Raw genomic sequence first — 26,711 nt, forward strand, 5'->3', positions numbered from 1 at the left:
TCAGGCTTTTGCCCAATTTATTTATAATTACCATGATAGTTTAGAAGGTAAAGTAGATTCTGCGGAAAGAAATGTATTGAGTTTGACAAATTATGTTTTTGATATTTTTGGATTGGAATATGCTCTTCCTTTAATTTTCGGAAGCAAGATCACATTATCTTCTATTCATGAAGTAAAAGAAGAAAATCTTTTAGATCATCAAATTATACAGCAAACGCCAAGTGCTTTACTTCATTTGGTTAATCAATATCCTGACAAGTTATCAAATAGTGTCTGCCTTGTAGGAGGGGAAGCATTGCCTTCGTCGATTGCTGAAAAACTAATTCATGCTTTTGGAAAAGTAATTAACGTTTATGGCCCTGCAGAAACTGTTATTTGGAGTTCATCGTTTGAAGTGAAAGATTCAAGCAAACCATATATCGGAACACCATTATTCAACGAACAATTGTATGTGCTTGATTCTGGAAATAATCCGGTTCCTATTGGTGTAATGGGAGAATTGTACATTGGAGGAGCTGGTTTATCCAGAGGATATCTGAACCGTTCGGAGTTAACAGCGGAGCGTTTCGTTGTAAATCCTTTTGCTACCGAAGCAGATAAAGCTAAGGGCTACACCAGATTATACAAAACAGGTGATTTAGTGAGATGGCGAGCAGATGGGAATATAGAATATCTTGGTAGAAACGACGACCAAGTCAAAATTCGAGGATATCGCATCGAGTTGGGAGAAATTGAACATGCTATTTCTCAAATTGAAGGAATCAATCAGGTGTGTGTGTTAGCTAAAGAAAGAAATACTGAAACAGCTGCCACTAAATACTTGGTCGGTTATTATGTCTCAGATTACGATATGACTTCGGTTGCTATTCAAAATAGATTATTAGAAGTCTTGCCGGATTATATGGTTCCTACGGCTTTGGTTGCCATGGAATCTTTTCCATTAACGATCAATGGTAAATTAGATAAACGCGCTTTACCTGATCCGGAATTTACTTCTTCTGAAGCAGATTATGTTGCACCAACTACTGAAATAGAAATAGCCGTTTGTGAGATTTGGAAGACTCTATTGGGATTAGATCAAGTGGGAATCACGGATGATTTTTTCAAAATAGGAGGTAATTCTATTTTGGCTTTACAAGCTTCACATCGTATGAGTCAGTTTTTGAAATGTAATGTAAAAGTCGCTGATATTTTTAAATATAAAGTGATTAAAACTTTATTAGAAAGTTTTGCTTTAGCAGAAGCAGGAATTGAAGGTGATGAGTGGGAATTTTAAAAATTTTACTACTTAAGCCTAAAATCAAATTATTTTATCAAGAAAAACAATATCTTTATTTTATTTAAAAGTCAGAAAAACTCTTAATAAATGAACAGGTTGATTTAGTTTTTCATAAGTTTTTTAATTATCAGTAATTAACCCAATTTAATTTAAAAATAATAATGTATAATATTAATTTATTTTTTAACAAACTAAAACTTAATTCCGGAGCTATTTGGCTAGAGAATGAAACGATAAAGATTTTTGTCACCGAAAAATTAAAAAACCAAGAAACAAAAGATTTTATTTTAAATAATAAAAGCCAATTGATATCGGTTCTGAAAGAGAATAAAATTTTTTCAAAGGAAAATTTTTCAAACGTATTTATATTCAGAAATAAAGAAACAATAAATTATCCGTTAAGTCCAGCTCAAGAGCGCTTGTGGTTTGTAGAGCAATATGAAGAAGGTAGTAATGCCTATCATTTGCCAAATGTTCTGGAACTTGATATTGACACTGACAAAGAGGGGATAAAATATGCTTTGCAGCAGATTGTTTCGAGACATGAAATATTAAGAAGTACTATTGAACAAAGAGAAAATCAAGAAAATGGTACTCAAAAAGTGCATTCAGCGCCTCTTTTTATAGAAGAAATAACATTAACCGATACAATAGATTATAAATCATTAATAAAAGAGGATATTAATCGTCCTTTTAATTTAAATGCAAATACCCGATTCGTATTAAGTTTTATACCATTGAATCATCTTCTTCTGACGCATTAAATAAAACGTTATTATTAATTAATATGCACCACATTGCCAGTGATGGCTGGTCGATGGGATTATTCCAAAAAGAATTGTATCAATTTTATGAAGGATACATTAATAATGATGAGAACTTTAGTTTACCTGAATTAGAAATTCAATATAAAGATTATGCTTTATGGCAAAAATCGTACTTAGTAGGAGAAATTCTAGACAACCAATTGAATTATTGGAAGAATAAATTATCAGGATTTCAGCTTTTGGAATTTCCAATTGATTATGCAAGACCTTCTGAAATCAATTATAAAGGTGCCAGTCAAAGGTTTAAAATAAACAATGAAGTTGGCAAAAAACTACGTCAGTTAGGGCAACAATATGGTGTATCGCTCAATAGTGTCATGTTAAGCAGTATAAATATTCTGTTAAATAAATATACAGGACAAGACGATATTGTTATTGGTACTGCAATAGCAAATGGCCATCATAAACAAACGGAAGAACTTATTGGTTTTTTTGTAAATGCACAGGCAAATAGAACGATATTAAACAATACTCAAACTTTTGAACAACTTATCCAACTGGTTCATCAAGATCAAATTGATGCACAATTGCATCAGGATTTGCCTTTCGAAAAGTTAGTGGATGAATTAGGTATTGAGCGTGATTCGTCAAGACATCCAATTTACCAGATAAAGTTTATCATGGAGAGTTTTGGTAGCCAAAATGAAAGTTCAAAGCTCCAAAAAGATTACTTTAAACCATATTTAGAAGAAGAAGTTTACGAAGTAGCAAAATTCGATTTATTAGTCACAATAAGTGATAATCAAGAAGAACTAATAGGAGAAATTAGTTATGCTACAAGTTTATTCCATAAAAATACGATTGCTAGATTAGTAAATCATTATATGCATCTTTTAGAGCAATTAACTCAAACTCCAACAGAAGCGTATAGTCAAATAAGCTTGCTTAATTCTGAAGAATATGAGCGAATAGTTTACAAGTTAAATGCTTTCGACAAAGAATATTCATTTGAGAGTACAATTCATGAACTGTTTCAAGATCAGGCAATAAAAATACCGAATAATATTGCGTTAGTATATGAAGGAAAGCAACTTACGTATAATGAATTAAACGAAAAGAGCAATCAGTTAGCACGCCACATCAGAGCACAATATGAAGAAAGGGTAAAACAACCACTTCCAGCAGAGACATTAATAGCGATATGTTTAGACAGAAGTTTAGAAATGGTTGTTGGAATACTCGCTATATTAAAAGCTGGTGGCGCTTATGTGCCTATTGATCCAAGTTATCCACAAGAAAGAATAGACTATATCTTAGAAGACACTGGAGCAGAATTAATCCTTACTCAAAAACATTTAAAAGAAAATAACCATATTCAATTCCCACAAAATAAGGTTGTTTGCATTGATCTAACTGAAGAATGCTACACAATAGAAGATAACAGTAATCTTCCATCATATAATAAAAGTAAGAACCTTGCTTATGTTATATACACTTCAGGGACAACAGGCAAACCCAAAGGAGTAATGGTGGAGCATGATTCAGTTATCTATTATTTGCTTAGCTTCAAGAAACTAATTCAAAAAGAACATATAAATATGTTTTCTGTATTGAATTATTGTTTTGATGCTGCTTTACCAACTTTATTGTCTGGAGCAATTGGAAACGTAACAACACATATATCAACTAAAGACATTTTCTTAAATCAGGGCATTGAGCATTATATTCAAGAAAATAAAATTGATACAATGAGATTAACACCTTCCATGCTTGAATCTCTTAACCTTAGCTATATTAATCAGGAATTAAATATTGTAATGGGAGGTGAGATGATTTCTTATAAGTGTGTTAATGATGTTATCTCAAACAAAAATATTACTCTTTTTAATCAATACGGTCCTACAGAGTCAACTGTTGGAACTACGGTATACAAGATAGATAACAAAATTGAGCAGCAAGTTATTGGGAAGCCATATGCAGGTAAAAGAATTTTTGTACTAGACAAAAACAACAAACCTCTTCCTGTAGGTGTGGTTGGTGAATTGTATATCGGTGGAGCGGCTTTATCAAGAGGATATTTAAATCGTCCTGAGTTAACAGCAGAGCGTTTTATTAATAATCCATTTGCAACAGAATCTGATAAAATCAAAGGCTATGACAGATTATACAAAACCGGTGATTTAGTCAAATGGTTATCGAATGGTAATTTGGAATATATTGGAAGAAACGATGATCAGATTAAGTTTAACGGTTACAGAATTGAGTTAGGAGAGATAGAACATGCTCTAAAACAAATTGAAGGGATTAAACAATCATGCGTTTTAATTAAAAATAGAGAAACCGAAACAGGTTCAGCTAAATATCTAGTTGGATACTACGTATTCGAAGATAATAATGTTACAGTTAGTCAAACGGTTATCTTAGAAAAGTTATCTCATATACTGCCAGAATATATGATTCCTAGTGCATTGGTAGCAATGGAGTTATTTCCGTTAACAATCAATGGTAAATTAGATAAACGTGCCTTACCAGATCCAGATTTCACTTCATCTGAAGATTTATACGCTGCTCCTAAAAATGAAATAGAAGCCCAATTATGTGAAATTTGGCAGCTGGCCTTTGGTATTGAAAGAGTAGGTGTTACTGATGATTTTTTTAAAATAGGAGGAAACTCGATTTTGGCTATTAAAGTATCACATCGTATGAGTAAGTTTTTGGGATATAGTGTAAAAGTGGCAGATGTATTTAAGCACAAAACTATAGCTCAAATACTAATTCATACTGCAGACCAAATGCAAATAAACATTCCTAAAATAAAATCTAATCAAGCCCCGCTTTCTTTTGCACAAGAGCGTTTATGGTTTATTGAACAGTATGAAGAAGGAACGAATGCGTATCATATGCCAGTGGTATTAGAACTTGATGCCGATACTGATAAGGAGGGTTTAAAATATGCCTTGCAACAAATAGTATTAAGACACGAAGTTTTACGAAGTACTATAAAACAAGAAGAGAATCAGGAATTTAGCACTCAAACGGTACATGATGATCCACTTTCAATAGAAGAGGTTTATTTAAAGGATACAGAAGATTATGATTTAGTAATAGAAAAAGACATTAATAAGCCTTTCAATTTTGCTGCAGAATATCCTATACGAGCAAAATTTTATGTTATCGAATCATCTGCCAATAAATCCTCTAGTAAAATATTACTACTTATCAATAGACATCACATTGCTTCTGATGGCTGGTCAATAGGTATATTTCAAAAAGAATTGCTTGCTTTTTATGAAGCCTATGTCAATAAGGATCTAACATTTAGTATTCCTGCATTAGAGATACAATATAAAGATTATTCGCAATGGCAAAGATCTTATTTAGTTGGAAATGTATTAGAAAAACAATTAAATCATTGGAAGAATAAATTATCGGGTTATCAAACGTTAGAATTTCCAACAGATTATCCTAGACCAATTAAAACAGATTATAGAGGGGCTGACCAATGGTTTAAAATTGACAAAGAAATTAGTCAAAAATTACACGTATTAACACAACGTTGTGGTGTTACATTAAATAGTGTACTACTTAGTGGAATCAATATTCTATTAAATAAATATACTGGACAAGATGATATTACAATAGGTAGTCCAATAGCAAATCGACATCATAAGCAAACAGAAGAACTAATAGGCTTCTTTGTAAATACACAAGTAAGCAGAGCGCAACTGAATTCAACTCAAAGTTTCGAAGAATTAATATTGGCGACTCACAAAGACCAAATAGAGGCTCAATTGCATCAGGATATTTCTTTTGAAAAGTTAGTTGCCGAATTAGGTATTGAACGTGATGCGTCAAGACATCCAATCTTTCAAATTATGTTTAGTGTTCGAAGTTTTGATGACCATGAAAAAAAATCAGGACTTCAAAAATTATTTTCAAACCTTATCAGATAAATGAAGCTTACCAAAATGCTAGATTTGATTTAAGCATTACAATAGATGATAGCGGTGAAGAACTTTTGGGATTAATAAACTATGCTACTAGTTTGTTTCATGAAGAGACTATTACAAAATTTAATCAACGCTACTTGCATCTTCTGGAACAATTAATAGAAAATCCGAGTAAACCATACAGTGAAATTAGTTTGCTTAGTTCTGATGAATATAATCAAGTTGTTTATGATTGGAACGCTACGAGTAAGGTATACTCTAAGAATAAAACGGTCATAGATATATTTGAAGAACAGGTTATTAATACTCCAAATAATATTGCAATCGTTTTTGGAGATAAAGAGCTAACCTACAAACAACTCGATGAGGAATCTAGTAAATTGGCGGGATACCTAATTGAAAACTATAAGGTACAGGAAAATGATTTTATAGGCATCATGCTTGATAGATCAGAAAAGATGATTATAGCTATTTTAGGTATAATGAAAGCAGGAGCTGCATACGTATGTATCGATTCAGAATACCCAATAGCAAGGAAAGAATATATTATACAAGATACTTCACTGAACATATTAATTACACAAACAGATTATATTTTTGACCTTGATTTTTATTCAGGAAATCTATTTGCAATAGATGTACAATTAGATTCTATTGAACCTTCAATGCAGTCAATTAAGAAGAATACTAATCCAAGTGATTTAGCTTATATAATTTATACTTCAGGAACGACAGGTCAGCCTAAAGGAGTAATGGTTGAACATTGTCAAATAGTATCATTTGTGCTTGATAATAATTTTATAAATTATGAAAAAACAAATGTTATTGCCGGAGTCTCAAATTATTCCTTTGATGGTAGTGTCTTTGATTTGTTTTTCTCATTACTGAATGGAAAAAAACTGGTCATTATTGATAAAGATACCCTATTGGATTTATCTAAATTAGACGATCACTTTATCAAATTTAAAATAGATACTGTCTTTATTACAACGGCATTGTTTAATTCTTTAGTGCAGAATAAGTCTAAATGTTTTGAAAGCTTGCAACAAGTATTATTTGGTGGAGAACGTTGTAATTTAGAGATTGTTAATAAATTTAAGAGTCAGTATAAAACGTCTTCTTTAATACACGTATATGGGCCTACAGAGAATATAGTTTATTCTACTTATTGTGAATTAAATGACTGTAATACGGATAAAATAGTACCAATAGGCAAACAGTTATCAGATAAAAAATTATACGTTTTAAGTTCTAACAATATGCCAGTTCCTATCGGGATTGTTGGCGAACTTTACATAGGAGGAGCAGGATTATCAAGAGGTTATTTAAATCGTCCTGAATTAACTGCAGAACGTTTTGTAGCTAATCCTTTTGCAACAGAATCAGATAAAGAAAATGGCTATACCCAATTGTATAAAACAGGAGATTTGGTTCGCTGGTTACCCGATGGTAATATTGAATACATTGGTAGAAATGATGATCAAGTCAAGATCCGAGGGTATCGTATTGAGTTGGGAGAAATAGAATATGCCATGTCTCAAATCGAAGGAATTAAACAAGTTTGTGTTTTTGCTAAAAAAGAGAAAATCAGAAATTGACGGTTCAGAATATTTAGCTGCATACTATGTTGTTGATAGTGGTGAAGAGATAATTAATCAAACCGTAATTTTAGAAAAACTAGCCCTGGTATTGCCTGATTATATGATTCCTGCAGCATTAGTTGCAATAGAATCTTTCCCATTAAACAGTAGTGGAAAAATCAATAAGAATGCTTTGCCAAATCCTGAGTTTACTTCATTATCAAACGATTATATAGAGCCTAAAACGCAAGTTGAAAAAGAAATATCTGAAATTTGGCAAGAAGTATTAGGATTAGAAAAAGTAAGTATTATAGATGATTTTTTTAGAATAGGAGGAGATTCTATATTAAGTATTCAGATAACAAACCGTATAAAACAAGCAGGATTTAGTTGCCAGGTAAAAGATATTTTTGAGTACAAAACAATTGGCAAACTTGCGGAATACTTAAGTACAAAAAAATCAGAAATTGATATTATTGCAGAGCAAGGACTCCTAACAGGAGAATTGAATTTTCTACCAGTTCAGCAATGGTTTGTAGATAAAGTTGAAAATGGAGAATTAGCTAAATCAAACCACTGGAATCAAAGTTTTTTAATTAGAGTACCTGAGTTAGAAGCTAAAAAATTAGAGGAGATAGTTGAGCAACTCATTTCTTATCATGATGTGTTACGTATTCGATATAATAAAGAACAAGATTCTAAAACAGGAAAGATTCACTGGAAACAGATATATCAATCAAATATCCCATTACACAAAATTAAGACTTTAGATGTAAGTCAACATTCAGAAACAGAAGTTCATGAAATTCTTACCAATTGGCAAAGTGGTTTTGATCTAGAGCAAGGTGTTTTATTTCAAATAGGATATTTACACGGATATACGGATAATAGTGCCAGAATTTATTTTGCATTGCATCATATGATTGTTGATGGGGTAAGCTGGCGTATTTTGGCTGAAGATGTTAAAGATTTGTTTCAAGGAAAAGCTTTACCATCAAAATCCAGCAGTTATCGTCAATGGATTACAAGCGTAGAAAATTACTCAGCTCAACATCCTTCAGAAGGAGCATATTGGGAAGAGCAATTGAGAGATATGCCTAATTATCAATTGGATTGTGAAATAAAAGAAATAAGTTCAAAAACGATTGAGTTAGATACTGTATTGACCAAATCATTTTTACAGGAAGCTTCAAAAGCATACCATACAGAAGTAAATGATTTATTATTAACAGCCTTAGCTTATGCACTTAAAGAGATTAATAATCACAATGTTCAAGGAATAACATTAGAAGGACATGGTAGAGTGGATATAGATCCAACAATTGATCATAGCCGAACAGTAGGTTGGTTTACAACAATGTTTCCAGTTAGGTTAGAAATACAAAATAACTACAAAGAAAGTATCCCTTTTATTAAGGAGAGCTTACGAAATATACCTAACAAAGGAATAGGATTTGGTGCATTTGCAGTAACCGAAGAGGCAAATTATTCACAAAAAGATTTAATTCCTATTGGTTTTAATTATTTAGGGCAATTCGAAACTCAGCACAAAGAGTGGCAATTTGCTTCAGAGAGCAGCGGTTATAGCATGCACCCAGATAATATTGGGCATAACCTTATAAACATCAACGGAATAGTTAGTGATAGTAAAATGCATTTTGATGTTGTCACAAAATTAGGAGAGGAAACTACAGCACTTTTAAGTGACAGCTTTAAAACGAACCTCACAAAGATTATTAACCATTGCATTGATAAGTTAGAAGAAGAAGGAGCAACTCATACTCCTACTGATTTTGCTGAATTTAATCCTTATGAAATTTTTAATGAACACTTAGAAGAAGATCCAATATTCATATTTCCTCCAGGAGGTAGTGGAGCCGAATCATATTATAACAGTTTAGTTCCAAGACTTAATAATAGAAAACTAGTCCTGTTTAATAATTTTTTCGCATTTATGAAGACGCAGGCAGATAATTATGCTTCAACAGTAAAAATGGAAGATTTGGCGGATTTTTATAGAATTTGGATTCAAAAATTGCAGACAAAAGGGAAATATACATTTGTAGGCTGGAGTTTTGGAGGAGTTTTGGCATTTGAAATTTTTAATAAATTATTAGGGAACAGAGTAGAAAAAAGTGACTTAATCTTACTTGATAGCTATTTTGATTTTAGAAGTATTGAAAATTATTTGCCACAAAGTTGTATCGAAGAGTTCAAAAAAATAATTCATTATAGATACAATCCTAGATATAATGCGCAAAATCTGAATATCGTTTTGTTTAAAGCTTCTAAGATGAACATGTCGGAAGAAGAAAATAACAGTGAGATTTTACCAACAATATTTCGCAATTCTCAAAAATTTTATGTTGAATCAATGTATAATGGTTTGGATAAAGTATTAGAAAGTGATGATTGTTTAGTAACAGAAAAAATTCAATTAATTGATCTTGATTGTCATCATGATAATATTTTGGAGACAAGTAGCGATGTTATTTGCGATTTTATTTTAACCCGATCAAACAAAGTTGACATAAAAATAAGCGAGTTAGAAAATCTTGAAAAGATATAAATACCCTTATAAGTTTAAAAATAAATACAAAGATTAAATACAAAATAATAATTAAGAAACAAACATTAACAAAAACTAACAAACACTATGAAAAAGAGAAAACGTTCTTCCTGAAGCCTAATGTAGTTATAGAACCTTTAATTGACCGCTGGTATGCTTGGTCACACCTTATATCACCCGCTACTGCTGCTATGAATATTGTAGGGAGACATTTAAAAATAATGAACTCTTATCTTCAAGCTCCTCAGATACATGCCGCTGCTGTCAAAAATCCAAAAATGCTGGGAGGCCCATTTATCGATTACAACGGAGGCAGAATTGAAGAAGTAAAAGAACTAAGACAAAATACAATAGAGCGTCGAGCTAAATCTATAGAGCTTCAGGCGGCTATAGTCGAATTGGATAAAATGTTAAAGAGTAATGCGAAAGGTTTTCTCTAGAACCTTTATATGAAAAAGTTCCAGATTTACTTAAAGGATATGTGGAGCTGGTTTATGATTTAAATAATAATCCTTCTTTCCGTCTTTTTGAATCACTATTATATAAAAGTGAATTCAATGATATTTCTGCTCAAAGTATAGCATTGTGGATTACTGACAATGATTCAAGACCTTTTTGTTTGAGTACTCCAAAACTTAATGATCCTAATGTTTTACATTTAGACATTCCCTTAAATCATAAAGGTATTGATGCCTTAAGTAAAATGAAGCGTAATCCGGGATGCATAGATGAAATAGCAGCTATTTTAGGGGTATCTCCTGATGATAGAGCTCTATTTGATACTTTTTTCACAGAAGAACAAAGCCCTAGATACAAGAAATATGATGGAGATAAAGCACGTATGCGTTATTTTGGACACGCTTGTATTTTGATTGAAACGAAAGAAGTAAGTGTTTTATTAGATCCGGTAATTAGTTATTATGGCTATGAATCAACCGTATCCCATTACTCAGATTATGATTTGCCAGATGAAATTGATTATGTAATAATAACACATAACCATCAAGATCATGTCTTATTGGAAACATTATTACCATTGAGACATAAAATTAAAAATATTGTTGTTCCTATAACTACAAGTGGTGCATTGCAAGATCCTAGTTTGAAACTAGCATTTAAAAGCATGGGCTTCCAAAATGTTATTGAAATGGATGAAATGGATGAAAACGTATTCGGTAATGTCTCTATCACAGCTATACCATTTACAGGAGAACATAGTGATTTAAATGTAAGAGCAAAAGCTTGTTTTCATGTAGCTATTAAACAGTTTTCTTCTTGTTTGTAGCTGATTCTAGAGTAATGGAACCATTATTATATAAACATGTTCAGCGAGCTGTAGGTGATGTTGACGTTGTATTTTTAGGAATGGAATGTGACGGTGCACCTTTGTCATGGTTGTATGGACCATTACTTACTGAAGAAGTTTAGCTAGAGATAAAGATCAATCAAGAAGACTTTCAGGATCTGATTATTCAAAAGGAATGCCTCTAGTTGAAATTTTTAACCCAAAAGAAGTATATGTATATGCAATGGGACAAGAACCTTGGTTAGAATTTATTAGCAGTATCAAATATACAGATGAATCTAATCCAATTGTTCAATCCAACCGTCTTATTGAAGAGTGTCAGAAAAGAAATATTGTAGCTGAAAGACTTTTTGGTGAAAAAGAACTGTTTTATGACTACGTAACTGAAGAAGTAGCGGGTTTTAATTAAAATAGTGAAGTTCTTTTAAGATAATTAATCAATCAAATATGCTATTTAAAAAAGATGAATTAAAGCATTTATGGCCCTTTTACTTGTATTTACTTGTATCAGGGCTATCAACAATGATAACACCATTTTACCTGCTTTATTTTTTGCATTTGGGGTACTCTTTTTTCGAAATTTCTGTTATTATGTCGTGTGCCGGGGTAACTGCATTTTTATTTGAAATTCCAACAGGAGCCTTTGCTGACGGATTTAGTAGAAAATATTCCGTGGTAGTAGGAGCTTTAATTATTGCAATTGCTGTAATGTTTATTCCAATTGTAAAAAACTATTATGTTATTCTGCTTTTATATATAATGACAGGTATTGGAGATACTTTTATGTCAGGCGCTCAGGAAGCTTTCGTTATTGATAATCTAAATAGTAAAAAAAGAAAAGACCTCCATCAGGAGTATTTTATTAAGAGTAGTAGTTTTTTGGCTTTGGGGGCCGTTTTTGCGCCATTATTAGGAGCTTTATTGGTTAAAGTATATTCAATAGAAATTCTTTGGTATATATATGGTTTCGGTTTCTTCTTTACTGCTATCATAATAACTTTTTTCACTAAAGAGAACTTTAAGCCGAAAAAATTAAAACTATTGGATCTTTTTAAAGAATCATTTCAAACCAGTAAAATTGGTATTGCTTTTTCAATACGTCAGAAAACATTGTTTTTCTCTATAGTGGCGGGTATATTTATGTGTATAATAAAAGCAGGAGCAATAGGAACGCAACCATTTTTAATAAGCTTAGGACTAAAAGAATACCAAATGGGGTATGTTTTTTCAATCATATCCGTTGTTTGTATCGCTTCTTCGTTCGCTTCACGTCTTTTTACAAGGTTTAAATCTAAAAATGTATTGTCGGTTGTCATTCTAATAGTTATAGGATTACTTTTTTCATTACTATTTATTTATCCACCGTTTTTTATTCTTGGTACAATAATTATTATTACGAAAAGTGGAATGTTAAATCTGGGTGGACCATTAATTCAATCGTATTTACATCAAGTCATTCCAGGAAGATTTAGAGCAACAATAATATCGACGATGAGTATGGCAAATCAATTGGCAAGTACATTAGCAGGATTATTGGCAGGTTTTTGTGTTGATTTGTTTGGGCCACAAAGAGTGATCGCATTTAGCGGTATGTTTGGGTTTGTAGCAATATTTTTTTACCAAAAAATGAAAGATTAATGATAAATGCGATTCAAATTATAATTTAAAATATTAAATCCTTTAAAGTAATAAACATGTCAAAACCACAATTATTTATGTTGCATTTTGCCGGAGGAAACAGTGACTCTTTTAATTTCATGAATCCTTATTTGGGAGATTTTAAATTAGAAACACTTGAGCTTCCAGGAAGAGGGGCAAGTTCGGATGAGATTTTGATCAAAGATTTTTCTACAGCAGCAAATTATATTTATACACAAATAAAAAAAAGATTAACCTCTAGGAATTTTCTAATATACGGACATAGTATGGGAGCTTCGCTTGCTTTCAAAGTGACAAGAATGCTTGAAGAAGATAGTATAACGCCTCTATGTTTAATCGTATCAGGAAATGCTGGGCCAAAAATAAAAGAGAATAAAAAAGATATTTACTTGAAGATAAAGAGTTTATCGCAGAAGTAACAAAATTAGGAGGATTGCCTTTAGAGTTTTTAGAAAGCCAGGAATTATTAGATTATTTTATACCTATTCTAAAAGCAGATTTTGAAATTTCTGAAGAAAACAATTTAGGCAGTGAGTCTATTATTAAAATTCCAATTTATGCTATAATGGGAGATGTTGAAAAACATGTTGAAGACATAACGAATTGGTCTAAATACACAACATCATCTTTTGATTATGAAATACTTACCGGAAACCACTTTTTTATATTCAATAACGCAGAAAGAGTATGCAGTGTAATAAAAGAATGTTATAAAAAGAATGTAGCTAAAAAAGCTTTAGACTTATTAACAGAAAAGATGCATTAGTATGGGTAAAGTAAATAGAGAATAATGATTTTAATAAATTACATAAATATTGATCTTATTGATGATTACAAAAAAATCATACCTAATGTTCCTGATTTTATTCAAAAACAAGTAAACAGTTATGTCCAAGAGATTGACCAAAAAAGATGTTTGTTTGGAAAATTGGTTTTAAGAAAATTATTAATAGAAAGTGGATTTTCAAAAAGAATATTAGAAGAAATTAAAATTGATGAAAATAACCGCCCTTACATAAATCAAGATGTTGATTTTAATATTTCGCATTCAGGTAATTATGTGATATGTGCGGTTTCAATCGAATCGAAAATAGGTATTGATATTGAAGAAATTAAAAATATTGATATAAATGAAATAAAAGAAATTGTTTTTAATGACGTGGATGATAAAAGATTTAAAAACACTCAAACGCCATTAGAGTTTTTTTATGATACATGGACATTAAAGGAAGCTGCTTTAAAAGCAGATGGGATAGGACTTATGATTCCATTGAAAGATATTGAAGTATACAATGAAAAGTTACTATGCTGTAATCATCAGTTATGGAGTTTTGAAAAATTAAATATAGATGAAAGGTATAGCGCTTATGTTGTATATAATGGCGAGCATATGGTTACAATGAATGAAATTAATATTTATTCAATGGTTTAAATATTAATTACCAACAAATAAATAAAACAAAATAAATTATGGAAAATGTTCTAGTAACTCCTCAAACGGAAACAAAACCTGAAGTAATTATTGACGATTTATTTTCAATGATTCCAGGAATAGAAAATGCGACTCAGGTACAAGTTGTTATGTCTAATGACCTAAGTGAAAAAAAGTTTAATAAAGATTGGGTTGCACCTAATAAGCCATGTCTAATTAAAGGTGCAGTGAAACATTGGCCAGCTATTCAGCATTTTAAAAGTGAAGAATATTGGTTAAAAGCTTGTGATGATTTTAAAATTACAATTTATCCACACATGAATCACGCTAGTTGGGATAGACATAAGGTTAATAGTGAAGAACTTACATTTCATAAAGCAATAAAAAGGTTATTCAACAATGAAGATCCTATTTTGAGCATGCCAGCTGAAAAAATTACCGATGATAATCGTTTCTCGAAATTAATAAACGAGATGCCTGGATTCACTTTTCATAACAGTTCGATAAAACCGAGACTTTATGAGCAAAAAAGGTTTTTTTTGTATCGTAGAGCATCCACAGCTTGGCATCATCACATTACAGATGAAACTTTAATGTGTCAGGTTAGTGGAGCGAAAAAAGTGGCTTTATTATCACCAGAAATACCTAATGCAAGAGAAATTGTAGAGTTTTTCCGAAATGATTCTTATTTAGATGGAAAAGTTTTAGACAGTTCTATTGATTTGAAACCAGTCATTGCCTATGTAGAAGAAGGAGATGCCTTATATATTCCACCATACTGGTTACATGCTGTTATGCCAGATGATGATGTGGTTGGATTTACTTACGCACATTGTTGGAAAACCCCAATCCATAAATTTGGAAATTTTTCAAATTATTTTGTTGGTCAATTTTACAAAGGTGGATTACAGCCTTTTAGAAAGATATCTCTTGTAATGCCTTTTTTAGCTGTCTTTTCAGGACTTTCGTACGGATTCAAGAAAATGATTGGACGTATTTAATAAATTAAAAAAGACAACTTAAATCAAAAAAATCATCAATAAATTAATCATTAAAAATATGGTACTGAATCTAAATGAAATCCAGACAATCTCTGGAAAAAAGATGTTATTAAATGTTGAAAATTATCAAGGAGAGGAACTATTAAATTGGGCTGAGGCTAATAAAAAAGAATTCGAAGATTTTATTTCCCAAGAAGGGGCACTTTTAATCCGTGGCTTAAACATTAATGGTGCAGATGACTTTGGATCAATATTAAAAATAGTATTTGGTGAAGACTTAGATAACTACGCATACAGATCGACTCCTCGAACTGAATTAAAAAATAAAATATACACAGCTACAGAATATCATGCTTCTGAAGTGATTCCTCAGCATAACGAAAATGCTTATTTTAACTCTTGGCCGATGAGAATTGGTTTTTTATGTGAAACACCAGCAAGTAAAATGGGGAATACACCAATTTCAGATAGCCGTATTGCTTATCAGGAAATCCCTAAAGAAATTAGAGAAGAGTTTGAGCGAAAAAAAATAATGTATGTAAGAAACTATTCTAATATTGATTTGCCTTGGCAAGAAGTTTTTCAAACAAGCAATAAAAATGAAGTAGAACAATTTTGTAAAGAAAATAAATTAGATTTTGAATGGACATCTGAAGGACTTAAAACTAGACAGGTAAATCAGGCTTCTATTATTCATCCAACAACTAAAGAAAAACTATGGTTTAATCAAGCTCATTTATTTCATGTTAGTAGCTTGGAAGAAGAATTGCAAGAAGCCTTAGTAGAACTTTTGGGAGAAGATAATCTACCTAGAAATACTTTTTTTGGTGATGGAACTCCAATCGATCCAGCAGCCCTTGATATTATTAGAGACGTTTACGAAAAAACAAAATTTTCTTTTCAATGGGAAAAAAATGATCTTTTACTATTAGATAACATGCTATTTACACATGGAAGAGAGCGTTATGAAGGGCCACGAAAAGTTTTGGTAGGCATGGCAAGAAACTTTAGAGTATAAATTCATAAGTTGAAGTTTTTTATTAAATCATTCTAAAATATTATTTACAGGAAAAGGAGCTATCTTAAAGTTAATTTTAAGGTAGCTTTTTCTTTATTTATAAATACAGTCTATTGTTATAAATCATATTAACTAAGATAGGTTTTGTCGTAACTATATAGATAACTTTCTACCTTTAGAGATTTGAAAAGCCATTAAATAAAATACCAAAGGCATTGTGTCCAAAGCTATTATTCTTCAAGTAATTTATTTCAAATTAAGATTTAGTTTTGTGTATTATTCTTACATGTTAAAAATATTTCATTATAATTGTTGATGAAAAATAGTACAAAATAATTTGTTTATTTCATTTGTAGTCATATATTCGTATAAAATTGATTACGAATACCCCTTCATCTTCCTATAAGAAGCAAATCAAAAAAGTACTTTAAGTACAAAAAGAGGTATTCTAAAATCAGTTAGAATACCTCTTTTTTGTTTATACTAGTCAGACAGAATGAGAGAGGATTCTAAAAAACAATTTTTAACAATTTAATTATTTTTATTATGGCATTTAAAGCAATTTTAGAATTCGAAGGAAACGAGTACCAAGTATTATTTTCAAAAGTAGATATGATAAGACATACTGATGGTAAAGGAGCCGTTTCATCTGAAATCAAAGGAGGTAGATTAAACGTAAGAGTAAAATCTACAGACAACACTACAGTTATTGAGCAGGCAGTAAACAGTCAGCACAAACCAGTAAGTGGAAAAGTGAAGTATTTTAAAGCTGATTCTGAGCAAGTAATGAAAGAACTTTCTTTTGAAAATGCTTTTATTGTTTTCTTCAGTGAGCAATTAGATGCTTTGGCTGAAACTCCAATGGTACTGAAATTACTTTCTCAGCAGAGAAAATTACATTAGGTAATGCAACATTAGATAACAATTGGGCTAAAATTTAATTTTTCTTATTGAACAAGAAGCGGTATAATGCATCGCTTCTTGTTTTTTTACTATACACTTTCTTCAAAAACATTGAATAAGTATCACTTCTATTTTCAGAACATGGTATTTTTAGCTTAAAATTGAATTCTCCATAGAGAACTTTAGAAACAAGAGCTTAAGACTATAGATCTATTTAAGTTAAAATTTTAAAAATCAAACTTATAACTATACATATTATGGTCATTTCTAAAATTATATTTGGTATTGATAGAAAAGAAATTTCACATTTCACTACTATCGAGCTACATCAAACCATCAATAACCACCACATTTTCAATCAGTGTCCCGCATTCGGTGATCGAAAAGCCAAGAGCATATACAATGGAAAGTGCTCAGAATTGGCTGGGCAAAGTGGTGCATATTGCTTAAGAGAGGCAAAACAACTTTCTAGGAATAGTAACAAATATTCAATAGCCACAAGAATTAGGACATGTGGGAAGCCAAATCATTATTTCAGGATATTCCAAAACCATTCTTCTTGAATCGGGAGCAAAATTAAATTCCTGGGAAGATACCAATTTACAAGATATCATTGAGGAAGTAATAAAAACAGCAACAGGCGAACAATTGCAAAACGATATAAAACCTGAGTTCAGCAGTAATATAGGCTATCAAACCCAATATCTCGAATCGGATTTTCAATTCATACAACGCTTAGCCAAACAATACAACGAATGGTTGTATTATGATGGAGAAAAAATATTTTTTGGCAAACCAAATGCAGTATGAATTTTACAAAATTAGTTTACAACAAAGATCTTTATAATCTAAATATTTCTGTTCAGGCAATTCCTAATCAATTTGAAGCATTTACATATAACGAAGATATCGACAAACTGTACCAAGCCAAGACCAGAGACCAAATAGAAGGATTTCCAAAGTTGGGTACTGATGCTATAACTGCTTCTCAGAAACTATATGCTACATCCTCATTAGAATATGGCAGAATAGCCACTGGTGACGATATGTATTTGCAAACCATACTGCAAAACCGTCAACAAAGTGCCGCAGCCGAATCTAATTTTATAACCGCCACTAGTCGAAACAGAAGCTTACGAATAGGCATGAGCATTAGCATAGATGCCATGCAGGTAAAAGACAAATTAACGGCATTTACCAGTGGACAAGATATTAATAAAATTAACTACGAAACTAATCGAAGTAGGGATCTATATTATAACCGAAATAACACATAAAGCCAGCGACATAGGCGAGTACGAAAACACCTTTAAAGCACTACCTGCCAAAATACGCAAATTACCAGAGCCAAACATCAGCTTTCCTATAGCTCAGATGCAACAAGCTGAAGTAGTAGCCAATAACGATCCAAAAGGGCAGGGCAGAATACGTGTAAAGATGCTATGGCAAGCCACCAAACAACAACGTACACCATGGTTACGGTAATGACACCCGATGCAGGAACCAGTGGTGAAGTCAGCACCAATCGAGGAATGGTTTTTATTCCCGAAGTAGGAGATCATGTGATGCTTGGTTTTCGCTACAACGACCCCAACAGACCATTTGTAATAGGAAGTTTGTTTAATGGAAAAATTGGTGCTGGTGGACAAGCAGACAATAATATTAAAAGTATTTATACCAGAACCGGAAGTACCATAACCTTTGATGAGGGTGCAAGTAGCATATTGGTAAAAGATCCCTCAGGCAATACTTGGTTTATGGATGGGAAAGGAAATATCAATGTTACTGCACCAAAGAATATTACAATGCAGGCAGGAGAAGATTTTATTGTCAACGCAGGTAAAAATGTAAAAATTGATGCAGGAGAAAATATGGATTGTGACGCAGGAGAAAATATTTCTCAAATAGCGGGTAACGATTTAACCCAAACAGCAAATGGTGATATTACTGAAAGTTCCGATAATAGAAAAGAAATGGTTGATAAAGATTTTATGCGTCAGGCGAATATCTCTAATGTAGTAGCTTCTGGTGTTACTATTTTTAGTAATAAAGATAATCTAACCCTGCAAAGCGGTAAGACAGTGGAGGTTAATAGTGTAGAAAAATCTAAAATGTTTTAAATTATGGCAATCTACAAAATTTCTAAAAACAGAAAAGTGATGGTTAAAAACAACTATAATTTAGTAGTTGGTGGTAAATTAACAAAAATCACAAATCAATTTAATATCGAAGCTACAACAGGGAACCTTACTTTAATTTCGAATAAAAAGATAATCTCCCAAAGCAAAAAGCAGTAGTTTTTTATAACATAGATTATCAAAATTTAAAATTTTTTCTGATGGCAAATAAAATTTAGACCAATAATGATAAAAAAGACAATGCTTTTATTGCTTTTAGCAATAACAATAAATTGATGTATGGAAAAAAAGTATGAGTGGTCAGCAAGTATTTCTGCACCAAGAGAATATCCTGTAGAAGTTTATACAGGAGCAGCAGGAGGTTACTTTTTTAGCCAAATGGGAGGATTTAGCAACACTGGTTGGGGAGGTGGAGGCAGTGTAGATTTTATAAAAGCGCCCTTGCCAGTAGGCTTGATATGACATGGTTGTCGTATGTCGATGATAAATTTTATACAGGCGAATGGGAACTCCCTACCGAAAAAATACAACAGCTATTTGATGAGGGTTTTTATGCTAAAAGAGGAGAAGAAGCAGTAACAGTGCCTTATAAATATATAAAAATTGGCTTTGCTCCAAAAGGAATGGTAGTAGTTTGGGTTGCCGGAAATGGAAGGCAAGTAGAAGTAGCTCGATTTCAGGCTCATGAAACTATTATAGACCCGAAACTTATTAGCAAAGACGAGAAGTATATGTTTGAAAAGGACTATACTAAAGATATGTTGACTTACGACAGTACTATATCTAAAGATGTTCGAGAACAGATTAAGGAATATGGTTATCCTGCGCCAGAGGTTTATGAGGACTATCGAGAAAAATACAACTGGAAACCCAGAGTAATTTTACCTGAAGGCAGTAAAATAACTTCAATGTATATTAAAATGTGTAACGGAGAAATTGAAAATCCGTATGATAGACCAATAGAGCTAAAAAATAGAGCAATTCCTTTTTCTTTTGAAATATTCTGGTCTGTAGGCAGTGGCAAACAAGAACAAGAGTTTGTTTCTAGAATAGCTTTTACCCACGATAAAGAATATTGGGCAAAGTATCTTGAAGGTGGAGAGGATGAAATTCCAGTAGATTTTGATAAAAATCAAATCAGAAAATTATTTAAAGAAGATCTTGATAAGAATAAGGCTGTCGAGTTGGTTATAAAAATTGATCCGAATGTTGAAATAAAATCAGAGCGAGTTACTGATTTATATTTAGAACAAGATGGAAAACGATATGAGATAAAAGAAAAGGTAACAAGAACAGGAAAATACGAATAATTATGAGTGTTATATTCGGGCATTAAACGCCACCTAAAAAGAAGATGAAGTTACAGAACTAACCATCGGTCTGTTTTTTTTGCCAATAAAATATAGAACAATAATGATAAAAAAAACAATGCTTTTATTGCTTTTAGCAATAACAATAAATTCATGTATGGAAAAAAAGTATGAGTGGTCAGCAGATATTTCTGCACCAAGAGAATATCCTGTAGAAGTTTACACAGGAGCAGTAGGAGGTTATTTTTTTAGCCAAATGGGAGGATTTAGCAACTCTGGCTGGGGTGGTGGAGTAGGCGACAACAACATAAAGGCTGCTTTACCCGAGAATCTCGATATGACATGGTTGTCGTATGTAGATAATAAATTTTATACTGGCGAGTGGAAACTACCTACAGAAAAAATAAAAAAACTCTTTGACGAGGGTTTTAATTCTAAGAAGGGATCTGAGTCAGAAATAGATAATTATAGTATCATAAAAATAGGCCTTGCCCCAAAAGGAATGGTGGTAGTATGGGTTATGGGAGCAGGACATCAGTTGAAGTAGCTCGATTTCAGGCTCATGAAACAATTATTGACCCCAAACTTATTAGCAAAGATGAAAAGTATATGTTTAAAGAAGATTATGCGAAAAGAGCTTTAACATACGACGGTACTATATCTAAAGACGTTCGAGAACAGATTAAGGAATATGGTTACCCACCACCAGAGGTTTATGAGGACTATCGTGAAAAATACAACTGGAAACGAAAAGTTATTTTACCCAAAGGCAGTAAAATAACTTCAATGTATATTAAAATGTGTAATGGAGAAATGGAAGATCCTTATGATTTGCCCATAGATCAAAAAAACAGGGCAATTCCTTTTTCTTTTCAAATTTTCTGGTCAATAGGAAGCGGGAAAGAAGAACAGCGATTTGTATCAAGAATAGCCTTCACAGAAGATAGTGAATATTGGGCAAAATATCTTGAAGGTGGAGAAAATGAAATTCCAGTAGATTTTGATAAAAATCAAATTAGAAAATTGTTTAAAGAAGTTATTGAGAAAAACAAGACTGTAGAATTGGTGATAAAAATTGATCCTAATGCTGAGATAAAATCAGAGCGAGTTACTGATTTATATTTAGAACAAGATGGAAAACGATATGAAATAAAAGAAAAGGTAACACGAACAGGTAAACGAAATTAAAATGAGTGTGATATTTGGAAACTACACGCCACCTAAAAAAAAAGACGAAGATACGAAACTAGCTATCGGTATTTTTTTTGATGGCACCAATAATAATAAAAATAACACCAATGCCAAAGAATATTATGATAAAAGGTCTAGGGGTGAAAAATTAACACCTGAAGAAACCATTTCTGCAGAGGCGTATAGAAAAAACAGCAAAAACTCCCCAAGCAGCAGTTATCATAATGCTTGGTATAATGTAGCACGACTCCATGATGCTTATCCTTCAAAATTTGCTGTATATATTGATGGTATTGATACGGAGGCTGAAAAAGGAGATTCAATGTTAGGAGCTGGTTTTGGAACAGGATTTATTATTGCAGGTACAGGTATATTAGGAAAAGTACAAGAAGGATGTAAAAATCTAGCTGTAAATTTAAAAACGAATGGTATAATCGAAATAAAAACACTTAATTTAGATGTTTTTGGTTTCAGTCGAGGTGCAGCAGCAGCCCGAGTTTTTCGGATGAAATTGAGAAAAAATCAGATCTATGGGCTGTTAAATTTAAAAATAAAAGAGGTTATTTTGGGTATTATTTAGCCAAAAATAATATCACGGTTGATGTGGTAAGAGTTCGTTTTTTAGGTCTCTTTGATACTGTGTCTTCTTACTCGCCAGGAATAAGTGTTAATCCAGACTTTAATAATGATGAAACCGAAATAGAACTAAACAATTTATCTCGGGTAAAAACAGTCATGCACTTTACCGCTACTGATGAGCGTCAAGAGCCAATTTTTCGCTTACAAAACAAGAGTTGGAAAAGAAAGAGAATTTCAAGGTGTGCATTCTGATGTTCGGCGGAAGTTACAATGATGGCGTTGAACTAGTAAAGGTTATTAGAAAAAATTTTAAGGACGAACTAAAAGAATTTTCAAAGAAACTGATAGCAGAGTCTTGGGTATTTAAACAACCAATTAGAGGTTTCTTTTTCTGGACCAAAACATGAACTAAAGGCGCACGAGAGTTAAGCAAAAACTACAGTTACATCCCTTTGCATTTTATGGCAGAATCAGCCATGACAACACAAAAAGTTCCGTTTTTTAAATAGAAAAAATAGAAATTGATAAATATAGCATTACTAACAATGCCTTGCTTATATGCGGGTAAAGAACGTTTGCGAATTATGTTTTAGCTGATGGTGAGCCATATGCATTTAAATGGTTTGGAGCAATTCATGAAAAGTATAAAAGGGATTAAAGCTTGGTGATAAAACAGTTTGTAGCTTACCAGCAGGAGTTACAACAAAAAGATTTGCGAAAACTCCGTAATGAATATTTACACTGGTCTGCAGACAATGGTTCTCTGGGTATGGAAGCAGCAAAAGATAGGAAACGTAGTAAGTTTTAAATTATAGCAACAAATATTAGTTATCTCAATCAAAAGCTTTTATCTCTCATAGAGCCATTTAATTTATAATGTTTAATACTATTTAAAATATATCATGCAAACCAAAGTAAGCTAATAATCCTGAAAGATATAAATACTATAACAAAAAAATGAAACTAATCTATCTTACAAAATATCCTATACGAGAAGGAGACACCTTAGAGAGTGTTGCCGAAAAATTAAAAATTCAGACAGAATACTTAAAAGAGGTACACAATGCTAAGGCTGGATTCTGGGATAAAATAAGAAGAAATAGGTTTCCTAAACACTTAACTGAAATTTATGTTTATTCAGATGTATTAGAAGAACAATCGTCAGAAAAATTGGTGCAAAGAGAAACAGGACGCAATCTGTTTCCTGTTAGGTTTTATACCCCAAAAACCTATGGTTATACTCTTGAAAATTATGAGGGAGACCATCTAAAAAATAAAATTCATTATGAAGTAGATGCCGTTTATAAAAAAAATGATTTCAATTTTAAAATAATAGAAATAAATCGCAGACAAGTTTATGTAAATCATAAAATGCCTGACGTTGCAGTAGAACAACTCTTAGATAAAATTGCACAAGAATATTTTTTCCTATCGCGTTGCGAGTTAGCGATACTGGAGAAATAAAAGCAATTGCAAACCATAGCGATATCAAAAAACGCTGGGACTGCTAATAAAGAGGAACTTATACATTATTATAAAAAAGAACAGTCGGATACTATTATAAAAAAAGCGGATCAGTACTTTAATAACGAAAAAGTATTACTGAAAATGCTGTCAAAAAATTGGTTTTTCAATCTGTTTTTTAAACCTATATATGGTAATTATCCTGAAAAAAAAGAAATTCAATATACTACCAAAGTACCTTTCTTGTCGAAGAGATTACTAGAATATGAAATAACACAAATCCTAAAAGATCTTTATACAAAGAGCGGTAAAATGATAATGGATTCATATAGCAAAAACAACAGATGAAAGAACTATCGATGAAGTTTTGCAAAACAAAACGGTATTAGAAAAAGACCGTCCTAACATTCAAACCATACAATCTGAGGGAAATGTTCAATATAAACTCAATAGTAGTGATAATAGCATATTTTCAATAATAGGAACTTTTTACACCAAAATGAGCGATGAAAAAATCAACAAGATTCAGGTAAAAATATATCAACAATAAATTTTATTTGAACCTATAAAATAAAAAATTATGGCAGAAAAACACGTAGTTGTTCATGGAGCTACTTGCCTGTGCAAGTTTAGCGAAACTCCTCAAACCGATGTTTTACAGGTAAAAACACACTCCAGACATTTTTGGCAATGACAAAGATGGAGCAGAAAACTCATTGTTACCACCAAAGAAATTGGGCAGACTCTAGAGGCAAATACCTTTGGTAAATGCAAAAAGCAACCTACAGCTTTTGGTTACAAGACTTGCAAGGCTGTAATTACAGAATGGAGCAGTTTTTATGAAGAAGTTACTCTCTCAAACCAAGGAAAAATCTTACTTGAAGGCAGTAAAGCCACCTGCCCCATAGGAGGACCAGATTGCATAAGCATAAAAAAACACGGACAAGTTGCTGAACTAAGCCAGCAAAATATAAAAATTACTAATCCTGAAGTTGTAACTGAGTTATTTCCCGGTTTCGATTTAGATGATTCGAGAAAGTGGTATTTTAAAACTACCTTTAATGATTTATAATCAAATTAGATGGAAAAGCAAGTACACATCATACCCGAAAAAGGTCGAAGAAGACAAAATTACGATCCTGACTTAAATAGTTTAGTATTAAAAAAAGCAGAACCTTTTACTATAACAATAAAAGAAATAGAGGAGCTAAAAAAACAAAAGCCCATAGCCCCAAGACCCGTAACCGAATTATCTAAGGAGGAATATAGCAAGCTAAACAAGACGGGAAGATGGAATTATGATGTTGATGTAAAGCAATATAATACTGATGTAAAAAAATACAATGAAAAAGTAAAGCTATATAATGAAAATTTAAAAAAATTTGATGATTTAAACTGGACTTGGCAATTAGTTTATAATGGATTAGATCCCAGTAAAATAACACCTAATATTGCTTTTAAAAAAGGTATTCATGAACGTATCTCATTTCCTGAGTTATTAGAAGGAGGTGGTATTGCATGGCTTGAGGCTTGGCATGAACAAGAAAAACCAAAAGGAATAGCTCCCTTCGGGATGTATGTGCAGGCAGAAGGAGTTTCAGAAATTGTTCGTACTGAATGGACAGATTGTAGGTACAACACAATTAATGAGACTACAGCAGTAGCTTTTGGATCTAAGATTATATTACATATTTATACTGCAGGACTTTATGGTCAGGAAGTCGAGGTACATTTGGTAGATAGGAATATATTTACTCCTAATGATAAACTAAGCATATCTGGGGAAGATTTTTTTACTCGTGAGGTGAAGGTTCATAAACTAAAGCCTAACGATAGTAATAAAAAAGGGATATCAGGTGTTTTAACAATAGATAACACCCAAATAAATTATGCACAAAAAATAGAAATAGAGGTAGTACTTGATAGCGCTTGGAGAAAAACAGCTGGAGAAAATCTAAAAATATTTCCTATCGTAAAATCTATAAAAACAGGAGCTTTTTTTACTGATTTTGGCAGGAGTTATTTACAAGTGAGTACAGATAAAAAAAGCATAGCATTAGATAAGCAGCCAATTCCTGCTACCAATATGCCCTTGATTGTAGGGAATGTTGAAACTAATGTAGGTGCTTTTGATCATTGTAACTATACTGCAATTGAGCTAGAATATGAAAAAGCGAAAAAAACAGAAACTGTAGAAATATTTAAGGAAAATCCTAGTGTACTCTACAATCCCAATGTTGAAATAGGATTAATTTTAGGATCAATGCCTAAAAAATTCTCAATCAAAGTAGATAAGGATAGCGATACTGATGAATGCATTCATGCAGATGAACCTGGTGATCACCAAGGAAAAAATATTTTTACTTTCGATAAAGCAAAACTGCCTAAGAACATAAGTATTACCAAGCAGGAGCCTAAAAGTATCTCGAAGGGACTGCCTATTTTGATTATGATCTTGTCGATTTACCCAAGTATTTTTGGTTATCTGAAAATAATTCTAAGGCGATATCCAAATTGCCTATCACTGCAGCTACTTGTAGGCACAAACACAATATTTTATTAAAA

At 32.0% G+C, this 26,711-nt stretch carries 30 protein-coding genes; all 30 read left to right on the forward strand.

Features of this window, described 5'->3' with window-relative positions; all coding sequences use genetic code 11:
- Positions 1 to 1,276, forward strand: a 1,276-nt coding sequence (locus AC1RYN_RS18360) for a non-ribosomal peptide synthetase (RefSeq protein WP_481808111.1), incomplete at its 5' end; no start/stop codon positions are given.
- Between the two features lie 164 nt (positions 1,277 to 1,440).
- Positions 1,441 to 2,043 (forward strand): condensation domain-containing protein, encoded by a 603-nt coding sequence (locus AC1RYN_RS18365; RefSeq protein WP_481808112.1) that lies wholly within the window; start codon positions 1,441 to 1,443, stop codon positions 2,041 to 2,043.
- Positions 2,016 to 5,999, forward strand: coding sequence for an amino acid adenylation domain-containing protein (locus AC1RYN_RS18370; protein WP_481808150.1), 3,984 nt, complete (start codon positions 2,016 to 2,018; stop codon positions 5,997 to 5,999). Before AC1RYN_RS18365 ends, AC1RYN_RS18370 begins: the two co-directional genes overlap by 28 nt.
- Positions 5,996 to 7,594: a non-ribosomal peptide synthetase gene (locus AC1RYN_RS18375; RefSeq protein ID WP_481808151.1), complete on the forward strand. Its 1,599-nt coding sequence runs from the start codon at positions 5,996 to 5,998 to the stop codon at positions 7,592 to 7,594. Before AC1RYN_RS18370 ends, AC1RYN_RS18375 begins: the two co-directional genes overlap by 4 nt.
- Positions 7,566 to 10,145 carry a condensation domain-containing protein gene (locus AC1RYN_RS18380; protein ID WP_481808113.1) on the forward strand — a complete coding sequence of 860 codons (2,580 nt, stop codon included), beginning with the start codon at positions 7,566 to 7,568 and terminating at the stop codon, positions 10,143 to 10,145. The genes AC1RYN_RS18375 and AC1RYN_RS18380 overlap by 29 nt, the downstream gene beginning before the upstream one ends.
- A gap of 110 nt (positions 10,146 to 10,255) precedes the next feature.
- Positions 10,256 to 10,585: a hypothetical protein gene (locus AC1RYN_RS18385; protein WP_481808152.1), complete on the forward strand. Its 330-nt coding sequence runs from the start codon at positions 10,256 to 10,258 to the stop codon at positions 10,583 to 10,585.
- A 41-nt stretch (positions 10,586 to 10,626) separates the two neighbouring features.
- Positions 10,627 to 11,430, forward strand: coding sequence for an MBL fold metallo-hydrolase (locus AC1RYN_RS18390; RefSeq protein WP_481808114.1), 804 nt, complete (start codon positions 10,627 to 10,629; stop codon positions 11,428 to 11,430).
- A 14-nt stretch (positions 11,431 to 11,444) separates the two neighbouring features.
- Positions 11,445 to 11,573 carry a hypothetical protein gene (locus tag AC1RYN_RS18395; protein WP_481808115.1) on the forward strand — a complete coding sequence of 43 codons (129 nt, stop codon included), beginning with the start codon at positions 11,445 to 11,447 and terminating at the stop codon, positions 11,571 to 11,573.
- A 53-nt stretch (positions 11,574 to 11,626) separates the two neighbouring features.
- Positions 11,627 to 11,860 (forward strand): hypothetical protein, encoded by a 234-nt coding sequence (locus AC1RYN_RS18400; protein ID WP_481808116.1) that lies wholly within the window; start codon positions 11,627 to 11,629, stop codon positions 11,858 to 11,860.
- Between the two features lie 38 nt (positions 11,861 to 11,898).
- A complete protein-coding gene (locus AC1RYN_RS18405; RefSeq protein WP_481808117.1) occupies positions 11,899 to 13,089 on the forward strand; it encodes an MFS transporter in 1,191 nt (396 codons plus the stop codon).
- Positions 13,090 to 13,145: 56 nt separating this feature from the next.
- A complete protein-coding gene (locus tag AC1RYN_RS18410; protein ID WP_481808118.1) occupies positions 13,146 to 13,529 on the forward strand; it encodes a thioesterase II family protein in 384 nt (127 codons plus the stop codon).
- Between the two features lie 14 nt (positions 13,530 to 13,543).
- Positions 13,544 to 13,876: a thioesterase II family protein gene (locus AC1RYN_RS18415; protein ID WP_481808119.1), complete on the forward strand. Its 333-nt coding sequence runs from the start codon at positions 13,544 to 13,546 to the stop codon at positions 13,874 to 13,876.
- A 24-nt stretch (positions 13,877 to 13,900) separates the two neighbouring features.
- Positions 13,901 to 14,542 carry a 4'-phosphopantetheinyl transferase family protein gene (locus AC1RYN_RS18420; RefSeq protein ID WP_481808120.1) on the forward strand — a complete coding sequence of 214 codons (642 nt, stop codon included), beginning with the start codon at positions 13,901 to 13,903 and terminating at the stop codon, positions 14,540 to 14,542.
- Between the two features lie 38 nt (positions 14,543 to 14,580).
- Entirely contained in the window at positions 14,581 to 15,543 is a 963-nt protein-coding gene (locus AC1RYN_RS18425; protein WP_481808121.1) for a cupin-like domain-containing protein, read from the forward strand.
- Positions 15,544 to 15,601: 58 nt separating this feature from the next.
- A complete protein-coding gene (locus tag AC1RYN_RS18430; protein WP_481808122.1) occupies positions 15,602 to 16,561 on the forward strand; it encodes a TauD/TfdA family dioxygenase in 960 nt (319 codons plus the stop codon).
- Between the two features lie 546 nt (positions 16,562 to 17,107).
- Entirely contained in the window at positions 17,108 to 17,464 is a 357-nt protein-coding gene (tssD, locus tag AC1RYN_RS18435) for a type VI secretion system tube protein TssD (protein ID WP_481808123.1), read from the forward strand.
- A gap of 513 nt (positions 17,465 to 17,977) precedes the next feature.
- Positions 17,978 to 18,274, forward strand: a complete 297-nt coding sequence (locus AC1RYN_RS18440; protein ID WP_481808124.1) for a contractile injection system protein, VgrG/Pvc8 family — start codon at positions 17,978 to 17,980, stop codon at positions 18,272 to 18,274.
- A complete protein-coding gene (locus tag AC1RYN_RS18445) occupies positions 18,271 to 18,741 on the forward strand; it encodes a hypothetical protein (RefSeq protein ID WP_481808125.1) in 471 nt (156 codons plus the stop codon). Before AC1RYN_RS18440 ends, AC1RYN_RS18445 begins: the two co-directional genes overlap by 4 nt.
- Before the next feature lie 165 nt (positions 18,742 to 18,906).
- Positions 18,907 to 19,584: a DUF2345 domain-containing protein gene (locus AC1RYN_RS18450; protein WP_481808126.1), complete on the forward strand. Its 678-nt coding sequence runs from the start codon at positions 18,907 to 18,909 to the stop codon at positions 19,582 to 19,584.
- A 3-nt stretch (positions 19,585 to 19,587) separates the two neighbouring features.
- The gene (locus AC1RYN_RS18455) at positions 19,588 to 19,761 is read left to right on the forward strand and encodes a hypothetical protein (RefSeq protein ID WP_481808127.1); all 174 of its coding nucleotides are present in this window, start codon (positions 19,588 to 19,590) and stop codon (positions 19,759 to 19,761) included.
- Between the two features lie 120 nt (positions 19,762 to 19,881).
- A complete protein-coding gene (locus tag AC1RYN_RS18460) occupies positions 19,882 to 20,064 on the forward strand; it encodes a hypothetical protein (protein ID WP_481808128.1) in 183 nt (60 codons plus the stop codon).
- Positions 20,061 to 20,912, forward strand: coding sequence for a DUF2931 family protein (locus AC1RYN_RS18465; protein ID WP_481808129.1), 852 nt, complete (start codon positions 20,061 to 20,063; stop codon positions 20,910 to 20,912). Before AC1RYN_RS18460 ends, AC1RYN_RS18465 begins: the two co-directional genes overlap by 4 nt.
- A 103-nt stretch (positions 20,913 to 21,015) precedes the next feature.
- On the forward strand, positions 21,016 to 21,459 hold the full coding sequence (locus tag AC1RYN_RS18470; RefSeq protein ID WP_481808130.1) for a DUF2931 family protein: 444 nt from the start codon (positions 21,016 to 21,018) through the stop codon (positions 21,457 to 21,459).
- The gene (locus AC1RYN_RS18475) at positions 21,426 to 22,100 is read left to right on the forward strand and encodes a hypothetical protein (protein ID WP_481808131.1); all 675 of its coding nucleotides are present in this window, start codon (positions 21,426 to 21,428) and stop codon (positions 22,098 to 22,100) included. Before AC1RYN_RS18470 ends, AC1RYN_RS18475 begins: the two co-directional genes overlap by 34 nt.
- Position 22,101: 1 nt before the next feature.
- Entirely contained in the window at positions 22,102 to 22,683 is a 582-nt protein-coding gene (locus AC1RYN_RS18480) for a hypothetical protein (RefSeq protein ID WP_481808132.1), read from the forward strand.
- A gap of 956 nt (positions 22,684 to 23,639) precedes the next feature.
- Entirely contained in the window at positions 23,640 to 24,146 is a 507-nt protein-coding gene (locus tag AC1RYN_RS18485) for a hypothetical protein (protein WP_481808133.1), read from the forward strand.
- 6 nt (positions 24,147 to 24,152) lie between these two features.
- Positions 24,153 to 24,494, forward strand: a complete 342-nt coding sequence (locus AC1RYN_RS18490) for a hypothetical protein (protein ID WP_481808134.1) — start codon at positions 24,153 to 24,155, stop codon at positions 24,492 to 24,494.
- Positions 24,495 to 24,513: 19 nt separating this feature from the next.
- Entirely contained in the window at positions 24,514 to 24,696 is a 183-nt protein-coding gene (locus tag AC1RYN_RS18495; protein WP_481808135.1) for a hypothetical protein, read from the forward strand.
- 165 nt (positions 24,697 to 24,861) lie between these two features.
- Positions 24,862 to 25,218: a PAAR-like protein gene (locus tag AC1RYN_RS18500; protein ID WP_481808153.1), complete on the forward strand. Its 357-nt coding sequence runs from the start codon at positions 24,862 to 24,864 to the stop codon at positions 25,216 to 25,218.
- Between the two features lie 9 nt (positions 25,219 to 25,227).
- Positions 25,228 to 26,709 (forward strand): hypothetical protein, encoded by a 1,482-nt coding sequence (locus AC1RYN_RS18505; RefSeq protein ID WP_481808136.1) that lies wholly within the window; start codon positions 25,228 to 25,230, stop codon positions 26,707 to 26,709.
- Positions 26,710 to 26,711: the final 2 nt, after the last annotated feature.

This window comes from Flavobacterium sp. TC780 (genome assembly GCF_056783245.1).